Consider the following 22292-nt stretch of genomic DNA (forward strand, 5'->3'; position numbering starts at 1 on the left):
ATAACTTAAATTTATGCAACGGAGATCACACAAACGGGGGGTGGGGCGTAGGGGTTGGGAGGATGGAAAGAGGATGTCAAATAAGGAGACTGAAACACGTTGAACCACTGAAGTCATACCACGAGACATCACCAAAAAGGATGGCAGCTATGAATATCAAGACTGGCGCACGCGTTTTCGCATTGTCCGCCCTCGCAGCAATGATGATTTCCGCACCGGCGCTCGCCAAAATTGAAGAAGGCAAACTGGTTATCTGGATTAACGGCGACAAAGGCTATAACGGCCTGGCCGAAGTGGGCAAAAAATTCGAGAAAGATACCGGCATCAAAGTGACCGTAGAACACCCGGACAAGCTGGAAGAGAAATTCCCGCAGGTTGCAGCAACCGGCGATGGCCCGGACATCATCTTCTGGGCGCATGACCGTTTCGGTGGCTACGCGCAGTCTGGCCTGCTGGCTGAAGTGACGCCAGACAAAGCGTTCCAGGACAAGCTGTTCCCGTTCACCTGGGACGCCGTGCGCTACAACGGCAAGCTGATTGCTTATCCTATCGCGGTTGAAGCCCTGTCTCTGATTTACAACAAAGACCTGGTGCCAAACCCACCGAAAACCTGGGAAGAGATCCCGAAACTGGATAAAGAGCTGAAGGCGAAAGGTAAATCCGCCCTGATGTTCAACCTGCAAGAACCGTACTTCACCTGGCCGCTGATTGCTGCCGACGGCGGTTACGCGTTCAAGTTTGAAAACGGCAAGTATGACGTGAAAGACGTGGGCGTAGACAATGCGGGCGCGAAAGCGGGTCTGACCTTCCTGATCGATCTGATCAAGAACAAACACATGAACGCGGATACCGACTACTCCATCGCGGAAGCGGCGTTCAACAAAGGCGAAACGGCGATGACCATCAACGGTCCGTGGGCCTGGACCAACATCGACAAGAGCAAAATCAACTATGGCGTAACGCTGCTGCCAACCTTCAAAGGCAAGCCGTCTAAACCGTTCGTTGGCGTGCTGAGCGCAGGCATCAACGCTGCCAGCCCGAACAAAGAGCTGGCGAAAGAGTTCCTGGAAAACTACCTGCTGACCGATCAGGGTCTGGATGAAGTGAACAAGGACAAACCGCTGGGCGCCGTCGCGCTGAAATCCTTCCAGGATCAGCTGGCGAAAGACCCGCGTATCGCGGCTACCATGGATAACGCCCAGAAAGGCGAAATCATGCCGAACATCCCACAGATGTCCGCTTTCTGGTATGCCACCCGTACCGCGGTTATCAACGCAGCAAGCGGTCGTCAGACTGTCGATGCCGCGCTGAAAGATGCGCAGGGCCGTATTGCTAAGTAAGTCTGATAAACGGCGGGTGGCGCGTGCGCTAACCCGCCTTACGACTACGGCACGATCCGTAGGTCAGGTAAGCGCAGCGCCACCTGACGAAAAGTTTCCACCGTTGTAGAGGAATAACCCCATGGATGTCATTAAAAAGAAGCACTGGTGGCAAAGCGACGCGCTGAAATGGTCAGCGATCGGTCTGCTGTGTCTGCTGGTGGGTTACCTTGTTGTTTTAATGTACGTACAAGGGGAATATCTGTTCGCCATCATGACGCTGATCCTGAGCTCTGCTGGCCTGTATATTTTCGCCAACCGTAAAGCCTATGCCTGGCGCTACGTCTATCCGGGCGTGGCCGGGATGGGGCTGTTTGTCCTGTTCCCGCTGATTTGCACCATCGCCATTGCGTTTACCAACTACAGCAGCACCAACCAGCTTGCGCAAGAGCGCGCGCAGCAGGTTCTGCTGGACCGCTCATACCAGGCAGGCAAGACCTTTAACTTCGGCCTGTATCCTGCCGGCAACGATTGGAAGTTAGCGCTTACTGACGATGCAAGCGGGAAATACTATGTCTCCGACGCCTTCAAATTTGGCGGCGAGCAGAAGCTGGCCTTAAAAGAGGCGCCAGCCCTGCCGGAAGGCGAACGCGCCAACCTGCGCGTGATTACCCAGAACCGTCAGGCGCTGACCCAGCTCACCGCCGTGCTGCCAGATGAGAGCAAAGTGACCATGAGCTCGCTGCGCCAGTTCTCCGGCACGCAGCCGCTCTATACCCTGGCAAATGACGGCACGCTGACGAATAACCAGAGCGGCGTGAAGTATCGCCCGAACAACGACATCGGTTTCTATCAGTCCATTACCGCCGACGGCAAATGGGGTGATGACAAGCTCAGCCCGGGCTACACCGTCACCATCGGCTGGGACAACTTTACCCGCGTATTTACCGACGAAGGCATCCAGAAACCGTTCTTCGCCATCTTCGTCTGGACGGTGGTCTTCTCGGTGCTGACCGTGATCCTGACCGTGGCCGTAGGCATGGTGCTGGCCTGTCTGGTGCAGTGGGAATCCCTGAAGGGCAAAGCGATTTACCGCGTGCTGCTGATTCTGCCGTATGCCGTACCGTCATTTATCTCGATACTGATTTTCAAAGGGCTGTTCAACCAGAGCTTCGGTGAAATCAACATGATGCTGAGCGCGCTGTTCGGTATCAAACCGGCCTGGTTCAGCGACCCGACCACCGCCCGCTCGATGATCATCATCGTCAACACCTGGCTGGGCTATCCGTACATGATGATCCTGTGCATGGGGCTGCTGAAGGCTATCCCGGACGACCTGTACGAAGCTTCGGCAATGGACGGCGCGGGTCCGTTCCAGAACTTCTTCAAGATTACGCTGCCGCTGCTCATTAAGCCGCTGACGCCGCTGATGATTGCCAGCTTCGCCTTTAACTTCAATAACTTCGTGCTGATTCAGCTGTTGACCAACGGCGGCCCGGACCGCCTTGGCACCACCACGCCAGCGGGCTATACCGACCTGCTCGTGAGCTACACCTACCGTATCGCCTTCGAAGGCGGCGGCGGTCAGGACTTCGGTCTGGCGGCGGCGATTGCCACCCTGATCTTCCTGCTGGTGGGCGCCCTGGCGATTGTGAACCTTAAAGCTACGCGCATAAAATTTGATTAAGGGAGATAACGATAATGGCTATGGTCCAACCCAAATCTCAGAAGCTGCGCCTCCTGGCGACGCACTTAGGCCTGCTGATTTTTATCGCGGCGATCATGTTCCCGCTGCTGATGGTTATCGCCATCTCTCTGCGTTCCGGTAACTTCGCCACCGGGAGCCTGATCCCGGACGAAATCTCCTGGGAGCACTGGAAGCTGGCGCTGGGCTTCAGCGTGGAACACGCGGATGGCCGCGTCACGCCGCCGCCGTTCCCGGTGCTGCTGTGGCTGTGGAACTCGGTGAAAATTGCAGGCATTACCGCCGTGGGTATCGTCGCGCTTTCCACCACCTGCGCTTACGCCTTCGCCCGCATGCGCTTCCCGGGCAAAGCGACGCTGCTGAAAGGGATGCTGATTTTCCAGATGTTCCCGGCCGTGCTGTCGCTGGTGGCGCTGTATGCCTTATTTGACCGCCTGGGCCAGTACGTGCCGTTTATCGGTCTGAACACCCATGGCGGCGTGATCTTCGCCTATCTTGGCGGCATCGCGCTGCACGTATGGACAATTAAAGGCTATTTCGAAACCATCGATGGCTCGCTGGAAGAAGCGGCCGCGCTGGATGGTGCAACGCCGTGGCAGGCGTTCCGCCTCGTACTTCTGCCGCTGTCGGTGCCGATTCTGGCGGTGGTGTTTATCCTGTCGTTTATCGCCGCCATCACCGAAGTGCCCGTCGCGTCGCTGCTGCTGCGCGATGTGAACAGCTACACCCTGGCCGTGGGTATGCAGCAATACCTCAACCCGCAAAACTACCTGTGGGGCGACTTTGCCGCGGCGGCCGTACTCTCTGCCATCCCGATAACCGTGGTGTTCCTGCTGGCGCAGCGCTGGCTGGTTAACGGCCTGACGGCGGGCGGTGTGAAAGGTTAAGTTTCATTTTGTTATGCCACTGCAACCCTCAACTTTAGACGTATTGTATTGACCCAATACTCAAAATATTTTGCGGTGCTGGAAGGCGGCAAGTGAGTGAATCCCCAGGAGCTTACTAAAGTAAGTGACTGGGGTGAGCGAACGCAGCCAACGCATCAGCAGCGTAAAATATGAAGAGTAAACTTGTGACTGTTGTTAGGCGGCCTCCGGGCCGCCATTTTTTATTCGCGCTTCAGCCGCTTCGAATTACACAGCCAGAGGGTGATCACCAGCAGCAGGATCGCCGCCGAGTAGATCAGGACGTCGAGGGGAGATTTATGATCGACGATGATCAGCCGCACTATCGCGGTGATCCCAATGTAGACAAAATAGCGCAGCGGGAAGTGAAAGCCGGACTGAAAATACTTCACAATCAGGGCGATAAATTCAAAGTAGAGAAAGTAGACCACCAGGCCTTCCACCAGCGCATATTTGCTGGTTTGTTCAGGGGCAAACAGCACATCCGCCAGATGCACCGTCTCTTTACCCAAAAAGACGACCAGTATCAGGCCAAGGCTCAACAGACCGAGGTTCAGCACGGTCTGGAGGACAGTTGAGATAAACTCAACGCGCGGGCGAGTCAGGGATGTCATACAGCACCTCATTCTCCAGGGCGAGGTTTCTGTATAACGCAAAAATGTGACGGAGATCTATATTTTTTAATTATGTTTTATGTAGGGAGGTAACCGATGGATCGTAAACCAACCGGGGTACGCAACGTAACCTGTGGTGAAAATGTCACCCTTTACGAACCCGCCAATCTTTATGACTGCGTGCTCGGCAACCGCGTGTTCGTCGGCCCGTTTGTTGAAATCCAGGGCAATACCTGCATTGGTGACGACAGCAAAATTCAGTCGCACACCTTCATCTGTGAGTATGTGACCATCGGTAAGCGTTGCTTTGTTGGCCATGGCGTGATGTTTGCCAACGATATGTTCCGCGAAGGCAAACCCAATGCTGACCGGAACAGCTGGGGACGCATTACCGTGGGGAATGACGTATCGATAGGCAGCGGTGCCACCATCCTTGCGGTCTCCATCTGCGATGGCGCGGTGATTGGCGCGGGAAGCGTGGTGACCAAATCGATCGTCGAGAAAGGTGTCTATGCCGGTAACCCGGCGAGGCTGCTGCGCCGCTTGTGATTCGCCCGGTGGCGCTGCGCTTACCGGGCCTACAAAAACCGTAGGCCGGGCAAACGCAGTGCCGCCCGGCGTGAAGCATTAGCGGAAGTTAATATTCTTATCGCTCGTCATGTCATACAGCTGGAACTTGCGTCCAAGCTGCTGACCGCCGTCACGCGTCAGCGGCGTCCAGCCAACCGCCGCACGGCTGCGGGTTGGGCCTGAGGAGAACAGATCCAGCGGAATCGACACGTAGACCCCTTTGGTGAAGTCCCCTTCCCCGTATTCGTCCGGCGAGACGTTGGTGATGGTGGCATAGCCGCCCACCACAACGCCGCTGTCGAAGTGTTTAGAGATATCCAGCGTGCCGCCCTTATCGCCCGCCAGGTACTGGCCGACGCTGGCTTTTACCAGCACGTCAGGCGCGAACGACGGCGTCCAGTAGGCGGTCAGATGGCCCGTTTTGACGCTGTAGTCGGTGAACTTCATCATGTCCTGGGCGCTGCGCCAGTCGCGCTGCTTGACGTAGTTGGCGTCAATCCCGAACGCCCAGTTGCTGTCGACAGGGCGATAAAGCACTTCCGCCCCCGCGCCGCCGTACATGGTTTCCAGATACCCGCCGTACACCTGGCCGTAGAAGCCGTTGCCGAAGTACTGGAAGTAGTTGGCCTGCAGGTTATTCACGTAGGCATCGTTCTGCACGTATTCACGCACGCGGGTACGCACGCGCGGCAGCGTCGAGTCTTTTGGCGGGTTGGTGTAGTTGAACTTGTCGTAGTTGTTGGCAATGTTGCCGAACAGGCTGCCGGTGGTCAGCAGGTGGTCGGTGAGCCACAGATCCGCCGTCGCCATGACGCCCAGCTGATACATGTAGAAGTTTTCCGGCCCGCCGACGGACTGGTTCAGCACCGGATCGATATGGAAATCGAAGCGCGATCTGTCGATATACCAGCCCTGCTCGGTGGTCTCGGGCACAACCGGCTCAACGCGTTTTTGCACCAGCTCGGTTTCGTGCCCGAGCGGTTCGCCTTCCAGGTGGCGCTTCAGGCTGGCAACGTCCGTTTCGGTGGTGACCTGTGGCAGGTTGAGGCGGTTTTCCGTCACGCGGATCGTGCGGATCCCCTCCGGCAGATCGTTCATGACGATCCGGTTGGCGCGCTCGATCCCTTCGCGCGAGTCGCGGTATTTCACCTGCTCGCCGGTGACGTAAAGCGTATCGCCTTTGGTCTGAATCTTTGGATCCGCCAGACCGGCATTGTATTTAAGCAGCGTCAGCTGGTTTGCCACCACGGAGTGCTGCAAAATGGCATCCTGCGGCTCCGGCCGGTAGGCAGGCCGCGCGTTATCATTGTAGTGCGGCCGCATGTCGTTAAAGTTGGTGCGCAGCGTGAAGCCAAACATCACCGTATTGCCGCGCTCGTAGCTGAGGTTAACGTCGGCCCAGTCGGCGACGCGATAAATGGCGCCGACGTTAAACTTGCTCTTTTGCTCAATCTTCCCGGCGAACTCCTGGGAATAGTCATTCCCTTCGTACTCCAGCTTCAGGCGCAGCGGCTGCCACGGCGTCTGGTATTCCACGCCGCCAAACAGCGACGCCGGGCCGTGAAACATCTGATCGCCGTTAATTGAACCGGCTTTTTTATAGCTGTTATCGCGGTAGCAATATTTATCGCTGTAGGAGCATAACGGGTTTTTTACGTTGCCGCTGGTGCCCAGATAGCCCCAGCCCAGCCCGAGCGAGAAATCGAACGGCCCCCAGGCTTTGTTGGCCACAATGTATTCCGCGTCAAACAGGCCGGTCCCGCCGATATCTTTGGCCCCCACGGAGACCTGCGGCATCCAGTAGCTCTCTTCCCACAGGCGCAGCTTAAGGTCGAAGGCTTTATCTTTGTAGGTCTGATCGCCGGAGAACGCCTCCACGCTGCTGTACTGTTTCGTGCGCACGTCGGTATAGCGCAGCGTGGTTTCAAGCCACGGAAACAGCTGCACCGACGCCGAGTAGTAGCGGTACTGGTCGTTATCGCGGTAGTTAAGGCTGATTTCCCCTTCGCGCGCCATCCGCGCGGTGGGGGTTTGCAGTAAACCGACGCCGCCGAAGTCTGACTGAGACGGGCCAACGGGTGCCGGATACGTTTCTGCATGGCAGGCGGCACTCACGCAGAGCGCCAGCATGCTGTAGAGATAGGTTCTTTTCATTATTCCGGTATCCGCTGAATCAGGGAGTGAAGGATATCGGCGTTAAGCCCGTCATACGCCTTCGTCCAGAAATGGTCGGCAAAACCGACAAAAATGATGCTGCCCGGCATAGGTTCGATATGGCGCTTGTTCCAGTAAGCCACCGGCGCTTTTTGCGTATGCCCGTCAGGGTAAACCACCCAGGCGTAGCTGTTATCGGCACCGCTCAGCAGGCTCTGCTCGTCGAGATAGCTCGCCACGTCGCGTCCCGGCGTAAAGGGCTTGTTACCCGGGCTGCTGATAAGCCCCATCACGGTCACCGTCGTCGGCTTCGCCGGAAGCCAGAGCGTATACTCCCCTTCCAGCGTCGGGTTGCCGTTTTCCGTAACGCGCACCTCGTCCGGGTCAAGATTCACCGTCTGACGGCCCGTCACCTTCAGCGCCTGCAGCTGCTGGCGGACGCTGTTAATGGCCGCCGCATCGTCGCCGTCTTCCTGCTCCGCCAGCCCCGTCAGCCTGGCAAGAAGCGCCTTGTGCTGCTGTTCCGCTTCAATAGTCTTCTGCCGTTCGGCGATTACCGCGCCCGGCCACCAGCTGTTGGCAAGCCTTGGCTGCCCGACGAGATCGAGCAGATGCTCGGCGTGGGTCAGCGTTTTCGGTTTTTCACTGTCCGGCGTGTAAACCTTCACCGTCCCTGCGGACCATGCCGCAGGGGTTGCAAGGCTCGCAATTAGCGCAACGCGGATAATTCTTCTCATGATTTTGCGGCCTTGATCAGCGTGGTTTTCACCGGGAAGAATCCGGCACCGAGATACTGCAAGGACTGGCGGATATGCCCTTCCTCGTCGATCCAGAAGCGGTTGTGCCAGGTGGCCTGGTCGGTGGTGACCTCTTCATCCAGCACGCGAACCTGCGTTTCGTCGCTGCCGACCTTCACGCTGTCGGTGCCGTCCCAGCGAAAGGTCGAGCGCGCCGTGGCGTAACGCACCTGCTTGTGTTCGGTCCAGCCCATCGTGCGCGTCCAGCCTGCGCCGTCGACGATCTGGTTCGGCTTGATCAGCGGGTCGTCGGCGACATTATTCACCTCCAGCAGGTTGTCGCCGCCGAGCAGCGTTTTCACTATGCGGCCATGCTGCGTCACGATGGTGGCCTGATCCTGCGTCACCCATTTCTGCTGCCCGTTTTCATCGAAAGCGAGCACCACAAACAGCTGCGGGCCATCGTTAAGCTGCATGTACTGGCTGGCATAAGGCATGTTTTGCAGTTCGTCATCGGTCAGATGCACGCCCGGTGTGCCGAACAGGCTTTCCCACAGGGAATGTCCCAGCCCTTTAGTGGTGGCCGAGCACGCCTGCAGCAGCAGGCAAATCAGAATGATTGCAGGTCGCTTCACGACTCTTCTCCGAAGGGGCGAAATAACCACACCGAAGTGTGGTTATGATTAAAACACCCGCTATTACTGGGTGCTGGTTGTCGTGGTGGTCGTGGTTCCGGTGTTGGAGCCATCACCGCCACCGGTTGCCGCCAGCGCGACACCCACGGCTGAACTTACGGTGCTGGTGCTGGCTGCGGTAGAACTTCCCGCAGACGCAGACGTCGCTGCCGACCCTGCTGCTTCCCCGACCTGAACCGGAGCCGCATAGACAGATGTCGCCGCAAGCGCAGATATGGCGAAAATGCCATACAGTACTTTCTTCATAACAATTTCCCTTCAATGAATGAATGGAGATTTGCCCGAAAAGAATTTCAGGCGGAATCGAGTATACACAACTCAAGCCGTGGGTTTGCCGTACGGGGAAATAGGGGTAAGGTTTTCAGATTAATGGATAAAACAGAAATGAAAGGCAAATAATAAAAATAAATAATTCATACAAAACAATGATTTATAATATAAACATATTATTTATCTTCTGCGTATTTTCTTAAAATAAACCGCAGCAATTAACGGGTTAAGCGTCTTTTTCGGATTAAACTCAGAGCCAGAATTTAAGTTAACTAACAGACATCAGGAATTATCCGATAAAAAAATGCCGGCATTAAGCCGGCACGTTTTCATAGCGTTTTAATTACGCACGCCAGGCTTTATAACGGTTGATCAGACCATTTGTCGAGCTGTCGTGGCTGGTAATCGCTTTATCGTCACCCAGCTCTGGCAGAATACGGTTTGCCAGCTGTTTGCCCAGTTCAACGCCCCACTGGTCAAAGGTGAAGATGTTCAGGATCGCGCCCTGCGTGAAGATTTTGTGCTCGTACAGGGCAATCAGCGCGCCCAGGCTGAACGGCGTGATTTCGCGCAGCAGGATAGAGTTGGTTGGGCGGTTGCCTTCGAACACTTTGAACGGCACAACGTGCTCCAGGGTAGCCGGATCTTTACCCTGGTCACGGTATTCCTGCTCAACGACTTCACGGGATTTACCAAACGCCAGCGCTTCGGTCTGCGCGAAGAAGTTCGACAGCAGCTTCGGATGGTGGTCAGACAGCGGGTTATGGGTGATAGCCGGGGCGATGAAATCGCACGGTACCATTTTGGTGCCCTGGTGGATCAGCTGGTAGAAGGCATGCTGACCGTTGGTACCCGGCTCGCCCCAGATGATTGGGCCAGTCTGGTAATCCACCGCGTTGCCGTTACGGTCAACGTATTTACCGTTGGATTCCATGTTGCCCTGCTGGAAGTAGGCCGCAAAGCGGTGCATATACTGGTCATACGGCAGGATCGCTTCGGTTTCAGCGCCGAAGAAGTTGTTGTACCAGATACCGATCAGCGCCAGCAGCACCGGCAGGTTTTTCTCTGGTGCGGTCGTGGAGAAGTGTTTATCCATCGCGTGCGCGCCGGAGAGCAGCTCAACGAAGTTGTCGAAGCCCACGGACAGGATGATGGACAGGCCAATCGCAGACCACAGAGAGTAGCGGCCGCCGACCCAGTCCCAGAACTCGAACATATTCGCGGTATCAATGCCGAACTCGCTGACCGCTTTACCGTTGGTGGACAGCGCCGCGAAGTGTTTCGCCACGTGCTTGTTGTCGCCCGCGGTTTTCAGGAACCAGTCGCGCGCGCTGTGGGCGTTGGTCATGGTTTCCTGAGTGGTGAAGGTTTTGGACGCCACCAGGAACAGCGTGGTTTCCGGGTTCACGTTCTTCAGCACTTCAGCGATGTGGGTACCGTCGACGTTAGACACGAAATGCATATTGAGGTGGTTTTTGTACGGACGCAGCGCTTCGGTCACCATGAACGGACCGAGGTCAGAACCGCCGATACCGATGTTTACCACGTCGGTGATCGCTTTGCCGGTATAGCCTTTCCAGCTGCCGGAGATAATCGCTTCGGAGAAGGTTTTCATCTTTTCCAGCACCGCGTTCACTTCCGGCATGACGTCTTTGCCGTCAACGATGATTGGCGTATTGCTACGGTTACGCAGGGCCACGTGCAGCACGGCACGGTCTTCGGTGCGGTTAATTTTCTCACCGGAGAACATGGATTTGATGGCGTCCGCCAGCTCGGTTTCTTTCGCCAGATCCTGCAGCTTTGCCAGCGTCTCTTCGGTAATGCGGTTTTTAGAGAAATCCACCAGCATCAGGTCGTCGAAGGTCGCGGAGAACTTAGAGAAACGATCGGCATCTTTCGCGAACAGATCCGCGATGGTGACGTCTTTCATTTCATCAAAATGTTTCTGGAGTGCCTGCCAGGCAGCGGTCTGCGTTGGGTTGATGTTTTTCATTAGCAATACTCTTCTGATTTGAGAATTGTGACTGCGGTCGATTGTAGCGCCTGCAAATAAAAATTGTGATGGTTTTTATGCCATTGCCCTGGCCTGCATCAAACACAGGTGAAAAGACCCGAAAAGTATAGCTGCTGAAGCGCCTTCCCGGGGCGGCGAAATGTCGGTCAAAATGGGGTAAAACGGAGCATAAAATCTGGCGCTGTTATAAGTCCTGTTTCTCAGGGGTACCCCCCCATAAAAAATCCGCATAATCCCAGCATTGACAGGACCTCCCCCGCATTTTATTTATAGGGCCGTATTTTGCGCCTGCACCTGTTTTCGTTTCACTCTTGTGCCAAGGTCGCTTATTCATTCCCTGACACGAGGTTGTTATGACGAGTTTTGTGGTCGCCAAATTTGGCGGCACCAGTGTGGCCGATTACGATGCCATGAACCGCAGCGCCGATGTGGTGCTGGCCGATCCGAATACCCGCCTGGTGGTGCTGTCTGCCTCCGCCGGGGTGACGAACCTGCTGGTTTCTCTGTCTGAAGGACTGGAAGCGACAGAACGTTTCGTTAAGCTGGATGCACTGCGCAAAATTCAGTTCAACATCCTTGAGCGTCTGCAGAACCCGAACGTGATCCGCGAAGAAGTGGAACGCCTGCTGGAAAATATCACCACCCTGGCAGAAGCGGCGTCTCTGGCCACCTCCACCGCCCTGACCGACGAGCTGGTCAGCCACGGCGAGCTGATGTCCACCCTGCTGTTTGTTGAAATCATGCGCGAGCGTAGCGTTCAGGCGCAGTGGTTTGACGTGCGTAAAATTATGCGCACCAGCGACCGCTTTGGCCGCGCCGAGCCGGACGTTGAGGCGCTGGCGGAGCTGACCAGTCAGCAGCTGGCCCCGCGTCTGGCAGACGGCATCGTGATCACCCAGGGCTTTATCGGCAGTGAAGCCAAAGGCCGCACCACCACGCTTGGCCGCGGCGGCAGCGACTACACCGCCGCGCTGCTGGGTGAAGCCCTGCACGCCACGCGCGTGGATATCTGGACTGACGTTCCGGGCATTTACACCACCGACCCGCGCGTCGTTTCCGCGGCGAAACGTATTGATGTGATCGCCTTTGAAGAGGCGGCGGAAATGGCCACCTTCGGCGCGAAGGTGCTGCACCCGGCCACGCTGCTGCCTGCCGTGCGTAGCGATATTCCGGTCTTCGTCGGCTCCAGCAAAGATCCGAAAGCGGGCGGGACGCTGGTCTGCAAGAAAACGGAAAACCCGCCGCTGTTCCGCGCCCTGGCCCTGCGCCGTCGCCAGACGCTGGTGACGCTGCACAGCCATAATATGCTGCACTCTCGCGGCTTCCTGGCGGAAGTGTTTGGCATTCTCGCGCGCCACAATATCTCGGTGGATCTGATCACCACCTCTGAAGTGAGCATTGCGCTGACGCTGGATACCACCGGCTCGACCTCCACCGGCGACACGCTGCTGACCCAGTCGCTGCTGATTGAGCTGTCTGAACTGTGCCGCGTGGAAGTGGAAGAAGACCTGGCGCTGGTTGCCATCATTGGCAACAAGCTGTCGCGCGCCTGCGGCGTAGGCAAAGAGGTGTTTGGCGTGCTCGACCCGTTCAACATCCGCATGATTTGCTACGGCGCATCCAGCTATAACCTCTGCTTCCTGGTCCCGGCCGATCAGGCCGAGCAGGTCGTGCAGAAACTTCATCAGAATTTGTTTGAATAAAATTCGTTAGCACGTTAAACAATATCAATAAGCCGGGCGCAGACCCGGCTTTTTTACAACTAAACAACACGACAATACTGCAAGGAATCCACTATGTTATCCGCCATCACGCGGCTGTTCCCGTTATGGGCGCTGCTGCTCTCCGTACTCGCGTATTACACGCCCACCACGTTCACCGGCATTGGCCCGTGGGTCACCACGCTGCTGATGCTGATCATGTTCGGTATGGGTGTGCATCTGAAAATCGACGACTTTAAACGCGTGCTGTCTCGCCCTGCGCCCGTCGCGGCAGGAATATTTCTGCACTACCTGGTGATGCCGCTCGCGGCGTGGCTGCTGGCGATGGCCTTTAAGATGCCGCCCGACCTCTCCGCCGGGATGGTGCTGGTGGGCAGCGTGGCCAGCGGCACGGCGTCCAACGTCATGATCTATCTGGCGAAAGGTGACGTGGCGCTCTCCGTCACTATTTCATCCGTTTCCACGCTGGTGGGCGTGATTGCCACGCCGCTGTTAACCCGCCTGTACGTGGACGCGCATATCCAGGTGGACGTGATGGGCATGCTGCTGAGCATTCTGCAGATTGTGGTGATCCCGATTGCGCTGGGGCTAGTCATTCACCATCTTTTCCCGCGCGTGGTCAAAGGGGTTGAACCGTACCTGCCCGCGTTTTCGATGGTCTGTATTCTGGCGATCATCAGCGCCGTGGTGGCCGGTTCTGCATCGCATATTGCTTCCGTCGGGTTTGTGGTGATCGTCGCGGTGGTGCTGCATAACACCGTTGGCCTGCTGGGTGGCTACTGGGGCGGGAAGCTGTTCGGCTTTGACGAATCAACCTGCCGCACGCTGGCAATCGAGGTGGGCATGCAGAACTCCGGCCTGGCGGCGGCGCTCGGTAAACTTTACTTCTCCCCGCTGGCGGCCCTGCCTGGCGCGCTGTTCTCCGTCTGGCATAACCTCTCCGGCTCCCTGCTGGCGGGCTACTGGTCCGGCAAACCAATTGACGAGCAAACGAAAAAAGATGCGGTGAAGCAGGGTTAATTGACGCGGCTTGCTTTACACTGAAGCCTCCCTATCAGGAGGCTTCAGCAATGGCGACACCACGTTTGACCCAGAAAGACATGACCGAAGCCGAGCAGCGCGAACTGAAAACGCTTCTCGACCGCGCCCGCATCGCGCATGGCCGCACGCTGACGAATGCCGAAACCAATCAGGTTAAAAAAGAGTACATCGATAAGCTGATGGCGCAGCGCGACGCCGAGGCGAAGAAAGCCCGCAAGCTGAAAAAAGAGCAGGCTTATAAACCCGATGCAGAGGCCACCTTTTCGTGGTCGGCCAGTACCTCTACCCGTGGAAGGCGCTAATCAGCGCCCTTTCTTTTTGCGTCCCGGCTGGGTAAAGCGTTTTCCGTTGCCCGGCTTGCCTCGCCCTTTCTCTTCCGCCTGCGGCGCCTTCACCACCGGGCGTTTAATCGCCTGAGCTTTCGGTTTTGCTCTGGCCTTCGGCTTCGCTTCGGACGAGGAGTTCTCGATAAGCTTGAACAGCTCGATCAGTTCATCATCCGTCAGGTCACGCCATTCGCCCAGCGGAATGCCGGTCAGGCTGACGTTCATGATGCGCGTGCGCTCAAGCTTCGTCACTTCATAACCGAAGTGCTCGCACATGCGGCGAATCTGGCGGTTTAAGCCCTGTACCAGGGTAATGCGAAACGCGAACGGCGCCTCTTTTTTCACCTTACACTTTTTCGTGACGGTACCGAGGATCGGCACGCCGGCGCCCATGCCGCGAATAAAGTCGTCCGTGACCGGCTTATTCACCGTCACAATGTACTCTTTCTCGTGGTCGTTACCGGCTCGCAGAATTTTGTTGACCAGATCGCCGTGGTTGGTGAGGAAAATCAGCCCCTGCGAATCTTTATCCAGACGGCCAATCGGGAAGATACGGCTGCTGTGGTTCACGAAATCAACGATGTTGTCCCGCTCGCCGTCCTCCGTGGTGCTGACAATCCCAACCGGTTTGTTCAACGCGATAAACACCAGGTCTTCGGCATCACGCGGTTCGATGACCTGACCATTCACTTTAACCACGTCGCCAGGCACCACCTGATCGCCGATCGTGGCGCGTTTGCCGTTAAGAAACACGTTACCTTGTTCAATGTAACGGTCAGCCTCGCGACGTGAGCAGATCCCGCTCTCGCTAATGTATTTGTTTAATCGGGTTGATTGAGTTGGCAGCATAGTTTCTCCTGTGAAGGGCGAAATATACCTTAGGTACGGGCTGGAAAAAAAGATTAGCCGACGGTAACTGAGACGGGTTTTTAAGTTTGCGAGACGCTTTCAGGATTTTACGTCCTGTCATTTACCCATGTGTTCAAGCCTTTTAGTTTTACTCTCCATGTAGAAGTGTTTGTAGTTTATAAATCACAGGGAGTAATATGAAGGAAATTGTTCAAACAGAATCCTTCCGACGCTGGGAGCAAAACTTAAAAGATCGACGAGCGAAGACCATTATCGCTTCCCGCCTCTTTCGGTTGGCAAATGGCTTAGCGGGCGACGTTAAACCCGTGGGAGAAGGTATAAGCGAGCTAAGGATCCACTTTGGTCCGGGCTACAGAATCTATTTTAAAGACCAGGGCAATTACATCATCGTTCTGTTATGCGGTGGTGACAAAAGCAGCCAGGACAGAGACATACTGATGGCAAAAATGCTGAGCAATGTATCCCAATGGCAGGAGTGAATGAGCATGCATAAATTAACACCTTACGATCCCGCCAACGCGTTGGTGGATGACGAGGAAATCGCCGTGTTTATCGCTGATGCACTAGAAACAGGCGACTCGACGTATATCGCTAAAGCCCTTGGTGTTGTCGCACGAGCCAAAGGAATGTCGAACATTTCACAGCAAACCGGCTTGTCGCGTGAGCAGCTTTATCGGTCATTAAGTGATAAAGGAAACCCAACGCTAAAAACCACGCTCGCGGTAATGAAAGCATTGGGTTTTGGGCTAACACTCAAACACGCCGGAGATTAATACTCATCCCGCTCGTCGTCTTCATCCGGCTGTTCCATCACGCTATAGGCCACCGCGCAGAACAACGAGTTGAGACGCTTCATATCCCCCAGCAGTCCCAGATGCAGAGAGCTGGTCTCGATACTTTGTACGTTCTGCTGATGCAGGCGCTCTACGTGGGCGTGCGAGTAGCGGCGGTTCAGAATGCGGAAACGATGCTTGTTGCGTCGCAGGCGTCGCGCGCTCGGCACGTCGCTGGAGAAGAAGACCAGCATCGCCAGCTTCAGGTTGCTCAGCAGCTGTTCGTGGAGCGCTTCCAGCTCCTTCAGGCCTTCCCCGGAGAACGCCCGGCGTGCGGCCAGCGATTTATCGGCGATCTCGCTGCCCATGCGCTCAACGATATCGGAGGCCTGTTCAAGGTTAAGCGACATCTCAATGATTTCCGCCCAGCGGCGGGACTCCTCCTCCGCCAGCTCGTCCTGCGGCATGCGCGCCAGATAGAGCTTAATGGCGGTATAAAGCACGTTGATATCGTCCGCTAATCGGCGCAGCTCTTTCTCTTCACGCGGCTCGCCGTGCATCACCTTTTGCAGGCCTTCGAGCATGGTTTCCATTGCGTCGCCCATGCGCAGCGTCTCGCGCGCGGCATTTGCCAGCGCCAGCGCCGGGGTATCCAGCGCGGACGTATCCAGATGCTTCGGCTTCAGGCGCGCATCCAGCTCCGGTTCATCCTGAATGAGACGTTCGCAGAAGCGGGCCATCGGCGCCGCAAAAGGCACCATCGCCAGGCAGCGCACCAGGTTGTAGAACACGTGGAAATAGATCACCAGCTCCGCCTTCGGCAGCGGGAGGCTGTCCATCACGTTCGCCAGCGGGTGCACAAAGGGCAGGATTATCAGGCTGCCCACCAGCTTAAACAGCAGGCTGCCGAGCGCCACGCGGCGGGCGGCGGCGTTGGCAGCGCTGTTGTTGAGCATCGCCAGCAGGCCAGAGCCGAGGTTAGCCCCGATCACCAGACACAGCGCGACCGGGAAGGATATTGCTCCGGCGGCGGTTAAGGTCGCCGTCAGCAGGACCGCCGCCAGGCTGGAGTAGCTGACGATGGCAAACACCGCGCCAATAAGCGCGTCGAGCATGATGTCCCCGGTCAGGGAGGCGAAGATGACCTGAACGCCGTTGGCCTGGGTTATCGGGGTCACCGCCTGCACAATCAGTTCGAGCGCCAGCAGGATCAGCCCCAGGCCAATCCCCACGCGCCCAAGCTGCCCGGCGCGGGTCTGCTTGCGGCCAAGGAAGAAAATGACGCCGATAAAAATCAGCAGCGGCGACAGCCAGGAGAGGTCAAACGTCAGGATACGCGCCATCAGCGCGGTACCCACGTCGGCCCCCAGCACAATAACCAGCGCAGGGGCCAGCGCCACCAGATCCTGCGCCACAAAAGAGGTGACGAGCAGGGTTGTGGCGTTGCTGCTCTGAACCAGCGCCGTGACGCCTATGCCCGCGCAGAAGGCGAGCGGCTTCTTCTCAACGCTGCTGCTGAGAACGGTACGTAAGCGCGCGCCAAAGACGCGCATCACGCCGGTACGGACGATATGGGTGCCCCATACGAGCAGTGCGACTGCGGAAAGCAGGTGTAACAACGTCAGCACGGAAAGTGTTCCTCCTTATCGTTATGTGTTTTCCTGAGGTTTACTGCGCGCGGTCTTGCCGGATGGCGGCTACGCCTTATCCGGCCTACGCACAGGACCGGTAAGCGCAGCGCCACCGGGCAAAAGATAAGAACCTTCTTTCAGTATAAGGGTTTAAACGTAAGAAAGAGACAGGGCGCCCAATGAGCGCCCTGTTTGTTGTAAGGAAAAGTGATTTTAGTCGGCGTCGTAGCCGAGATTCGGGGCCAGCCAGCGCTCCACTTCTGACACGCTCATGCCTTTGCGTAGGGCGTAATCTTCGATCTGATCGCGCTGCAGCTGCGCCACGGCAAAGTACTTGCTGTCCGGGTGGCTGAAGTACCAGCCTGACACGGACGCGCCAGGCCACATGGCGAACGACTCGGTGAGCTTCATCCCGGTATGCGCTTCCACGTCCAGCAGTTTCCAGATGGTGCCTTTTTCGGTGTGTTCCGGGCAGGCCGGGTATCCCGGTGCCGGGCGGATGCCCTGGTAATTTTCGCGGATCAGATCCTCATTGCTGAGGTTCTCGTTCGCCGCGTAGCCCCAGTGCACCTTGCGCACGCGCTCGTGAAGGTACTCGGCGAAGGCTTCCGCCAGGCGGTCGGCAATCGCTTTCACCATGATTTTATTGTAATCATCGTGCTGCGCGTCGAACGCGTCCGCCAGGGCATCTTCTTCCAGACCGCCGGTTACCGCAAAGGCGCCGATATAGTCGGCTTTACCACTCAGCTTCGGCGCCACGAAATCGGCCAGGCAGTAGTTGGCGAAGCCCACTTTTTCAGTTTGCTGGCGCAAATGGCGGCTGACCGCCAGCACGTGGGTGCGGGTCTCATCGCGGTAAATTTCGATGTCGTCACCCACGCGGTTCGCCGGGAACAGGCCCACGACGCCGCGCGGGTTGAGGGTTTTCTCCGCGCTCAGCGTGTCGAGCATCGCGTTGGCGTCTTTAAACAGGCGCTTCGCCTCTTCACCCACCACCTCATCTTCCAGGATACGCGGGTATTTGCCCGCCAGCGACCAGGTCATAAAGAACGGCGTCCAGTCGATGTAGTTGCGCAGCGTTTCGATGCTGGCGCTGACCTCCTGAACGCCCAGGCGGTGCGCCACCGGCGGCGTATAGCTGGACCAGTCGAACGCCAGATCGTTGTCGCGCGCCGCCTGAAGAGAAACGGGCGGCGTGCGGGGCTTCTTGCGCCCGTGCTGGATGCGGACGGTTTCGTACTCTTTGCGGGTGCGCGCAACAAACTCGTCGCGCTGGGTATCAGAGAGCAGCGCGGAGACCACGCCCACCGTGCGCGACGCGTTCTGCACGTACACCGTCGGCCCGCTGTAGTTCTGCTCGATTTTCACCGCCGTGTGCGCTTTGGAGGTGGTCGCGCCGCCGATCAGCAGCGGAATGGTGAAGCCCTGGCGCTCCATCTCTTTCGCCACGTTGACCATTTCGTCCAGAGACGGCGTGATCAGCCCGGAAAGGCCAATCAGGTCGGCGTTCACCTCGCGCGCGGTCTTAAGGATTTTATCCGCCGGAACCATGACGCCCAGGTCGATAATTTCGTAGTTATTACACTGCAGCACCACGCCGACGATGTTTTTGCCGATGTCGTGCACGTCGCCCTTCACGGTAGCGATGACCATTTTGCCGTTGCTGGAACCTTTCTCCTTGCTGGCCTCGATAAACGGCTCCAGGTACGCCACGGCCTGCTTCATCACGCGGGCGGATTTCACCACCTGCGGCAGGAACATTTTGCCCTCGCCGAACAGATCGCCGACCACGTTCATGCCGTCCATCAGCGGGCCTTCTATCACCTCAATCGGGCGGGCTGACTGCTGGCGCGCCTCTTCGGTGTCCTGCTCGATAAACTCGGTGATGCCTTTTACCAGCGAATATTCCAGACGCTTCTTCACGTCCCAGGAACGCCACTCGGCCTGCTGAACGTTGGCCGATTCATCCGACTTGCTGCCGCGGTATTTCTCCGCCAGGTCCAGCATGCGCTCGGTGGCGTCGTCGCGGCGGTTAAGGATCACGTCTTCTACCGCGTCGCGAAGTTCGGCCGGCAGGTCGTCGTAAATGGCCAGCTGGCCGGCGTTAACGATCCCCATGTCCATCCCGTTACGAATGGCGTAGTAGAGGAACACGGCGTGGATCGCTTCACGCACCGGGTCATTGCCGCGGAACGAGAATGACACGTTCGACACGCCGCCGGAGATGAGGGCATGCGGCAGCTCGCGCTTAATGTCCTCGCACGCGCCGATAAAGTCCTGAGCATAGTTATTATGCTCTTCGATGCCGGTCGCCACGGCGAAGATGTTTGGGTCAAAGATGATGTCTTCCGGCGGGAAGCCCACCTCTTCGGTCAAAATCTTGTACGCGCGGCGGCAAATTTCTATTTTGCGCTCGCGGGTATCGGCCTGGCCCACTTCGTCAAAGGCCATTACCACCACGGCGGCACCGTAGCGGCGGACCATTTTCGCGTGGTGGATGAAGATATCCACGCCCTCTTTCATCGAGATGGAGTTGACGATGCCTTTACCCTGAATGCACTTCAGCCCCTTTTCGATGACGTCCCATTTGGAGGAGTCGATCATGATCGGCACGCGGGCGATGTCCGGCTCACCGGCAATCAGGTTGAGGAAACGCACCATCGCCGCCTCGGCGTCGAGCATCCCCTCATCCATGTTGATATCGATAATCTGCGCGCCGCTTTCCACCTGCTGGCGGGCAACGTCCAGCGCTTCGCTGTACTTCTCTTCTTTGATCAGGCGTTTGAACTTCGCGGAGCCGGTGACGTTAGTACGCTCACCCACGTTCACAAACAGGCTGTCGTCGCCGATGGTCAACGGCTCAAGGCCGGACAGACGACAGGCAACGGGAAGCTCGGGCAGCCTGCGCGGCGGCAGCCCGGCCACGGCGTTGCTCATGGCGGCGATGTGCTCCGGCGTGGTGCCGCAGCAGCCGCCGACGATGTTCAGGAAGCCAGACTCGGCCCACTCGCGGATTTGCGCCGCCATGGTGTCGGCGTCGAGATCGTATTCACCAAAGGCGTTTGGCAGACCGGCATTCGGGTGCGCGGTGACGTAGCATTCCGCAATGCGCGACAGCTCCTGCACGTACTGGCGCAGTTCATCCGGCCCCAGCGCGCAGTTCAGGCCGAAGGAGAGCGCGTCGGCGTGGCGCAGAGAGTTATAGAACGCTTCGGTTGTCTGGCCGGACAGGGTGCGGCCAGAGGCGTCGGTAATGGTGCCGGAAATCATGATCGGCAGGTCAACGCCCAGCGCCTCGAACTCTTCTTTTACCGCATAGATAGCGGCTTTGGCGTTGAGGGTGTCGAAAACCGTTTCAATCAGAATCAGATCGGAACCGCCTTCCACCAGCGCTTTGGTCGATTCACGGTAGGCCGTAACCAGCTGGTCAAAGGTGATATTACGATATGCCGGGTCGTTGACGTCCGGTGAGATTGAGGCGGTGCGGTTGGTTGGTCCAAGCACCCCGGCAACGTAGCGCGGTTTGTCCGGCGTGCGGGCCGTCCATTCGTCGGCACAGGCGCGCGCCAGCTTCGCGGCTTCCAGGTTGATTTCCGCCGACAGGGATTCCATCTGGTAATCCGCCATGGCGATGGTTGTCGAGTTAAAGGTGTTGGTTTCAATAATATCCGCACCCGCTTCGAAGTAGGCGTTGTGGATATCCTTAATAACGGACGGCTTGCTGAGCACCAGCAGGTCGTTGTTCCCTTTCAGGTCGCACGGCCAGTCGGCAAAGCGTTCACCGCGGAAATCGTCTTCACTGAGACGATAGCCCTGGATCATGGTGCCCATGCCGCCGTCCAGCACCAGAATTCGTTCATTTAACTGCGCACGCAGTTGATCTACTTTGCTGCTCACACTTGCTCCCGACAACGCTCAACAAGGCCAAAAGGCTGCGCTCCATACTGGCACAATCTCAGAGGGTGGAAAAGTCGCGCAGCGGTAACATGAGACATGTTCACCATCACTCCTCCGATCAGTCAGGATAACGGTTGCAAATTCACCAAATAAAACGAAAATGATTTCCACGATACAGAAAAAGGAGATCGTCATGGTCGCGACCGTTCCCGCTAAACGCGGCAGAAAACCTGCTGCCACACCCGCCGCTGCACAACAGGGCGGACAGGTTCAATCGCTCACGCGCGGTTTGAAGCTGCTGGAGTGGATAGCCGAGTCGCACAGCAGCGTGGCCCTGACGGAGCTGGCCCAGCAGGCAGGCCTGCCGAACTCCACGACGCACCGCCTGCTGACCACCATGCAGCAGCTGGGTTTTGTCCGCCAGGTTGGCGAGCTGGGGCACTGGGCGGTGGGCGCGCATGCGTTTATCGTCGGCAGCAGCTTCCTGCAGAGCCGCAACCTGCTGGCGATTGTGCACCCGATACTGCGCAAGCTGATGGAGGAGTCCGGCGAGACCGTAAACCTGGCGGTGCTGGACCATAGCGACCATCAGGCCATCATTATCGACCAGGTGCAGTGCACGCAGCTGATGCGCATGTCCGCACCGATTGGCGGCAAGCTGCCGATGCACGCGTCCGGGGCGGGGAAAGCGTTTCTCTCGCAGCTGAGCGAGGAGCAGGTGACGGGGCTGCTGCACCGTAAAGGTCTACACGCCTATACCCACGCCACGCTGGTATCGCCCGTGCATCTGAAAGAAGATCTGGCTCTGACCCGCAAGCGAGGCTATTCGTTTGATGATGAAGAACATGCCCTGGGGCTGCGCTGCCTGGCGGCCTGTATTTTTGACGAGCACCGCGAACCGTTTGCCGCTATCTCCATCTCCGGGCCGATTTCGCGCATGACCGACGACCGCGTGACTGAGTTAGGTGCGCTGGTGATTAAGGCGGCGAAAGAGGTGACGCTGGCGTACGGTGGAATGCGCTAAGCGGGTTTTGCCGGGTGGCGGCTACG

General features: G+C 57.4%; 19 protein-coding genes. 10 read left to right on the forward strand and 9 right to left on the reverse strand.

The genetic code is table 11. The features are described from left to right. The first annotated feature begins 149 nt into the window (after window positions 1-149). The 3 genes from malE (at window position 150) to malG (ending at window position 3911) form a co-directional block, all read left to right on the forward strand. Window positions 150-1340 (forward strand): maltose/maltodextrin ABC transporter substrate-binding protein MalE, encoded by a 1191-nt coding sequence (gene malE, locus ACJBF3_RS17780; protein WP_045328926.1) that lies wholly within the window; start codon window positions 150-152, stop codon window positions 1338-1340. A gap of 121 nt (window positions 1341-1461) precedes the next feature. Next, window positions 1462-3006 (forward strand): maltose ABC transporter permease MalF, encoded by a 1545-nt coding sequence (gene malF / locus ACJBF3_RS17785; protein WP_045328927.1) that lies wholly within the window; start codon window positions 1462-1464, stop codon window positions 3004-3006. A 14-nt stretch (window positions 3007-3020) separates the two neighbouring features. After that, window positions 3021-3911, forward strand: coding sequence for a maltose ABC transporter permease MalG (gene malG, locus ACJBF3_RS17790; protein WP_045328928.1), 891 nt, complete (start codon window positions 3021-3023; stop codon window positions 3909-3911). A 221-nt stretch (window positions 3912-4132) separates the two neighbouring features. Here the strand turns inward: malG and psiE are convergent, their stop codons facing one another. Further along, window positions 4133-4543 (reverse strand): phosphate-starvation-inducible protein PsiE, encoded by a 411-nt coding sequence (gene psiE, locus ACJBF3_RS17795; RefSeq protein ID WP_021242727.1) that lies wholly within the window; start codon window positions 4541-4543, stop codon window positions 4133-4135. 96 nt (window positions 4544-4639) lie between these two features. Here psiE and ACJBF3_RS17800 point away from each other — a divergent pair, with 96 nt between their 5' ends. Continuing rightward, window positions 4640-5092, forward strand: a complete 453-nt coding sequence (locus ACJBF3_RS17800; protein ID WP_045328930.1) for an acyltransferase — start codon at window positions 4640-4642, stop codon at window positions 5090-5092. Between the two features lie 78 nt (window positions 5093-5170). On the opposite strand, the gene ACJBF3_RS17805 is transcribed toward ACJBF3_RS17800, so the two are convergent. The 5 genes from ACJBF3_RS17805 to pgi form a co-directional block, all read right to left on the reverse strand. Continuing rightward, window positions 5171-7267 carry a YjbH domain-containing protein gene (locus ACJBF3_RS17805; RefSeq protein WP_045328932.1) on the reverse strand — a complete coding sequence of 699 codons (2097 nt, stop codon included), beginning with the start codon at window positions 7265-7267 and terminating at the stop codon, window positions 5171-5173. Beyond that, window positions 7267-8004: a capsule biosynthesis GfcC D2 domain-containing protein gene (locus ACJBF3_RS17810; RefSeq protein ID WP_072265634.1), complete on the reverse strand. Its 738-nt coding sequence runs from the start codon at window positions 8002-8004 to the stop codon at window positions 7267-7269. Before ACJBF3_RS17810 ends, ACJBF3_RS17805 begins: the two co-directional genes overlap by 1 nt. Then, entirely contained in the window at window positions 8001-8639 is a 639-nt protein-coding gene (locus ACJBF3_RS17815; protein WP_045328936.1) for a YjbF family lipoprotein, read from the reverse strand. Before ACJBF3_RS17815 ends, ACJBF3_RS17810 begins: the two co-directional genes overlap by 4 nt. Window positions 8640-8702: 63 nt before the next feature. Then, complete coding sequence (yjbE, locus tag ACJBF3_RS17820; protein WP_013095034.1) at window positions 8703-8945, reverse strand: exopolysaccharide production protein YjbE; 243 nt, start codon at window positions 8943-8945, stop codon at window positions 8703-8705. Window positions 8946-9312: 367 nt separating this feature from the next. Continuing rightward, window positions 9313-10962: a glucose-6-phosphate isomerase gene (gene pgi, locus ACJBF3_RS17825; RefSeq protein ID WP_045328938.1), complete on the reverse strand. Its 1650-nt coding sequence runs from the start codon at window positions 10960-10962 to the stop codon at window positions 9313-9315. Window positions 10963-11336: 374 nt separating this feature from the next. Here pgi and lysC point away from each other — a divergent pair, with 374 nt between their 5' ends. The 3 genes from lysC (at window position 11337) to ACJBF3_RS17840 (ending at window position 14047) form a co-directional block, all read left to right on the forward strand. Next, window positions 11337-12686: a lysine-sensitive aspartokinase 3 gene (lysC, locus tag ACJBF3_RS17830; protein WP_045328939.1), complete on the forward strand. Its 1350-nt coding sequence runs from the start codon at window positions 11337-11339 to the stop codon at window positions 12684-12686. A 93-nt stretch (window positions 12687-12779) separates the two neighbouring features. Further along, window positions 12780-13724, forward strand: a complete 945-nt coding sequence (gene panS / locus ACJBF3_RS17835; protein WP_045328941.1) for a ketopantoate/pantoate/pantothenate transporter PanS — start codon at window positions 12780-12782, stop codon at window positions 13722-13724. 50 nt (window positions 13725-13774) lie between these two features. Then, a complete protein-coding gene (locus tag ACJBF3_RS17840; RefSeq protein ID WP_045328943.1) occupies window positions 13775-14047 on the forward strand; it encodes a DUF3811 domain-containing protein in 273 nt (90 codons plus the stop codon). Here ACJBF3_RS17840 and rluF read toward each other — a convergent pair whose 3' ends face one another. Further along, window positions 14048-14920 carry a 23S rRNA pseudouridine(2604) synthase RluF gene (rluF, locus tag ACJBF3_RS17845; protein WP_045328945.1) on the reverse strand — a complete coding sequence of 291 codons (873 nt, stop codon included), beginning with the start codon at window positions 14918-14920 and terminating at the stop codon, window positions 14048-14050. A gap of 197 nt (window positions 14921-15117) precedes the next feature. Here rluF and ACJBF3_RS17850 point away from each other — a divergent pair, with 197 nt between their 5' ends. Together ACJBF3_RS17850 and ACJBF3_RS17855 are read left to right on the forward strand one after the other, a co-directional pair. Further along, a complete protein-coding gene (locus ACJBF3_RS17850; RefSeq protein WP_045328946.1) occupies window positions 15118-15420 on the forward strand; it encodes a type II toxin-antitoxin system RelE/ParE family toxin in 303 nt (100 codons plus the stop codon). Window positions 15421-15426: 6 nt separating this feature from the next. Continuing rightward, window positions 15427-15714: an addiction module antidote protein gene (locus ACJBF3_RS17855; protein WP_045328982.1), complete on the forward strand. Its 288-nt coding sequence runs from the start codon at window positions 15427-15429 to the stop codon at window positions 15712-15714. Here ACJBF3_RS17855 and ACJBF3_RS17860 read toward each other — a convergent pair. Together ACJBF3_RS17860 and metH are read right to left on the reverse strand one after the other, a co-directional pair. Then, the gene (locus ACJBF3_RS17860) at window positions 15711-17342 is read right to left on the reverse strand and encodes a Na/Pi cotransporter family protein (protein WP_045328947.1); all 1632 of its coding nucleotides are present in this window, start codon (window positions 17340-17342) and stop codon (window positions 15711-15713) included. The genes ACJBF3_RS17855 and ACJBF3_RS17860 overlap by 4 nt on opposite strands. Before the next feature lie 216 nt (window positions 17343-17558). Continuing rightward, the gene (metH, locus tag ACJBF3_RS17865; protein ID WP_045328949.1) at window positions 17559-21242 is read right to left on the reverse strand and encodes a methionine synthase; all 3684 of its coding nucleotides are present in this window, start codon (window positions 21240-21242) and stop codon (window positions 17559-17561) included. A gap of 193 nt (window positions 21243-21435) precedes the next feature. On the opposite strand from metH, the gene iclR reads away from it, so the two are divergent. Further along, on the forward strand, window positions 21436-22266 hold the full coding sequence (iclR, locus tag ACJBF3_RS17870; RefSeq protein ID WP_047716688.1) for a glyoxylate bypass operon transcriptional repressor IclR: 831 nt from the start codon (window positions 21436-21438) through the stop codon (window positions 22264-22266). Window positions 22267-22292 lie beyond the last annotated feature (26 nt).

Source organism: Enterobacter sp. PP-008-ECC_S150 (genome assembly GCF_045257065.1).
Taxonomy (GTDB): Bacteria; Pseudomonadota; Gammaproteobacteria; order Enterobacterales; family Enterobacteriaceae; genus Enterobacter; species Enterobacter chengduensis.

What these genes read in the sequence shown, in the direction of transcription:
- ACJBF3_RS17840 (WP_045328943.1), top strand. Translation starts at nt 13,775, where the DNA reads ATGGCGACACCACGTTTGACCCAGAAAGACATGACCGAAGCCGAGCAG.
- ACJBF3_RS17810 (WP_072265634.1), bottom strand. Translation starts at nt 8,004, where the DNA reads ATGAGAAGAATTATCCGCGTTGCGCTAATTGCGAGCCTTGCAACCCCT.
- ACJBF3_RS17800 (WP_045328930.1), top strand. Translation starts at nt 4,640, where the DNA reads ATGGATCGTAAACCAACCGGGGTACGCAACGTAACCTGTGGTGAAAAT.
- rluF (WP_045328945.1), bottom strand. Translation starts at nt 14,920, where the DNA reads ATGCTGCCAACTCAATCAACCCGATTAAACAAATACATTAGCGAGAGC.
- ACJBF3_RS17850 (WP_045328946.1), top strand. Translation starts at nt 15,118, where the DNA reads ATGAAGGAAATTGTTCAAACAGAATCCTTCCGACGCTGGGAGCAAAAC.
- ACJBF3_RS17855 (WP_045328982.1), top strand. Translation starts at nt 15,427, where the DNA reads ATGCATAAATTAACACCTTACGATCCCGCCAACGCGTTGGTGGATGAC.
- malF (WP_045328927.1), top strand. Translation starts at nt 1,462, where the DNA reads ATGGATGTCATTAAAAAGAAGCACTGGTGGCAAAGCGACGCGCTGAAA.
- malE (WP_045328926.1), top strand. Translation starts at nt 150, where the DNA reads ATGAATATCAAGACTGGCGCACGCGTTTTCGCATTGTCCGCCCTCGCA.
- pgi (WP_045328938.1), bottom strand. Translation starts at nt 10,962, where the DNA reads ATGAAAAACATCAACCCAACGCAGACCGCTGCCTGGCAGGCACTCCAG.
- iclR (WP_047716688.1), top strand. Translation starts at nt 21,436, where the DNA reads ATGGTCGCGACCGTTCCCGCTAAACGCGGCAGAAAACCTGCTGCCACA.
- yjbE (WP_013095034.1), bottom strand. Translation starts at nt 8,945, where the DNA reads ATGAAGAAAGTACTGTATGGCATTTTCGCCATATCTGCGCTTGCGGCG.
- lysC (WP_045328939.1), top strand. Translation starts at nt 11,337, where the DNA reads ATGACGAGTTTTGTGGTCGCCAAATTTGGCGGCACCAGTGTGGCCGAT.
- malG (WP_045328928.1), top strand. Translation starts at nt 3,021, where the DNA reads ATGGCTATGGTCCAACCCAAATCTCAGAAGCTGCGCCTCCTGGCGACG.
- ACJBF3_RS17805 (WP_045328932.1), bottom strand. Translation starts at nt 7,267, where the DNA reads ATGAAAAGAACCTATCTCTACAGCATGCTGGCGCTCTGCGTGAGTGCC.
- panS (WP_045328941.1), top strand. Translation starts at nt 12,780, where the DNA reads ATGTTATCCGCCATCACGCGGCTGTTCCCGTTATGGGCGCTGCTGCTC.
- psiE (WP_021242727.1), bottom strand. Translation starts at nt 4,543, where the DNA reads ATGACATCCCTGACTCGCCCGCGCGTTGAGTTTATCTCAACTGTCCTC.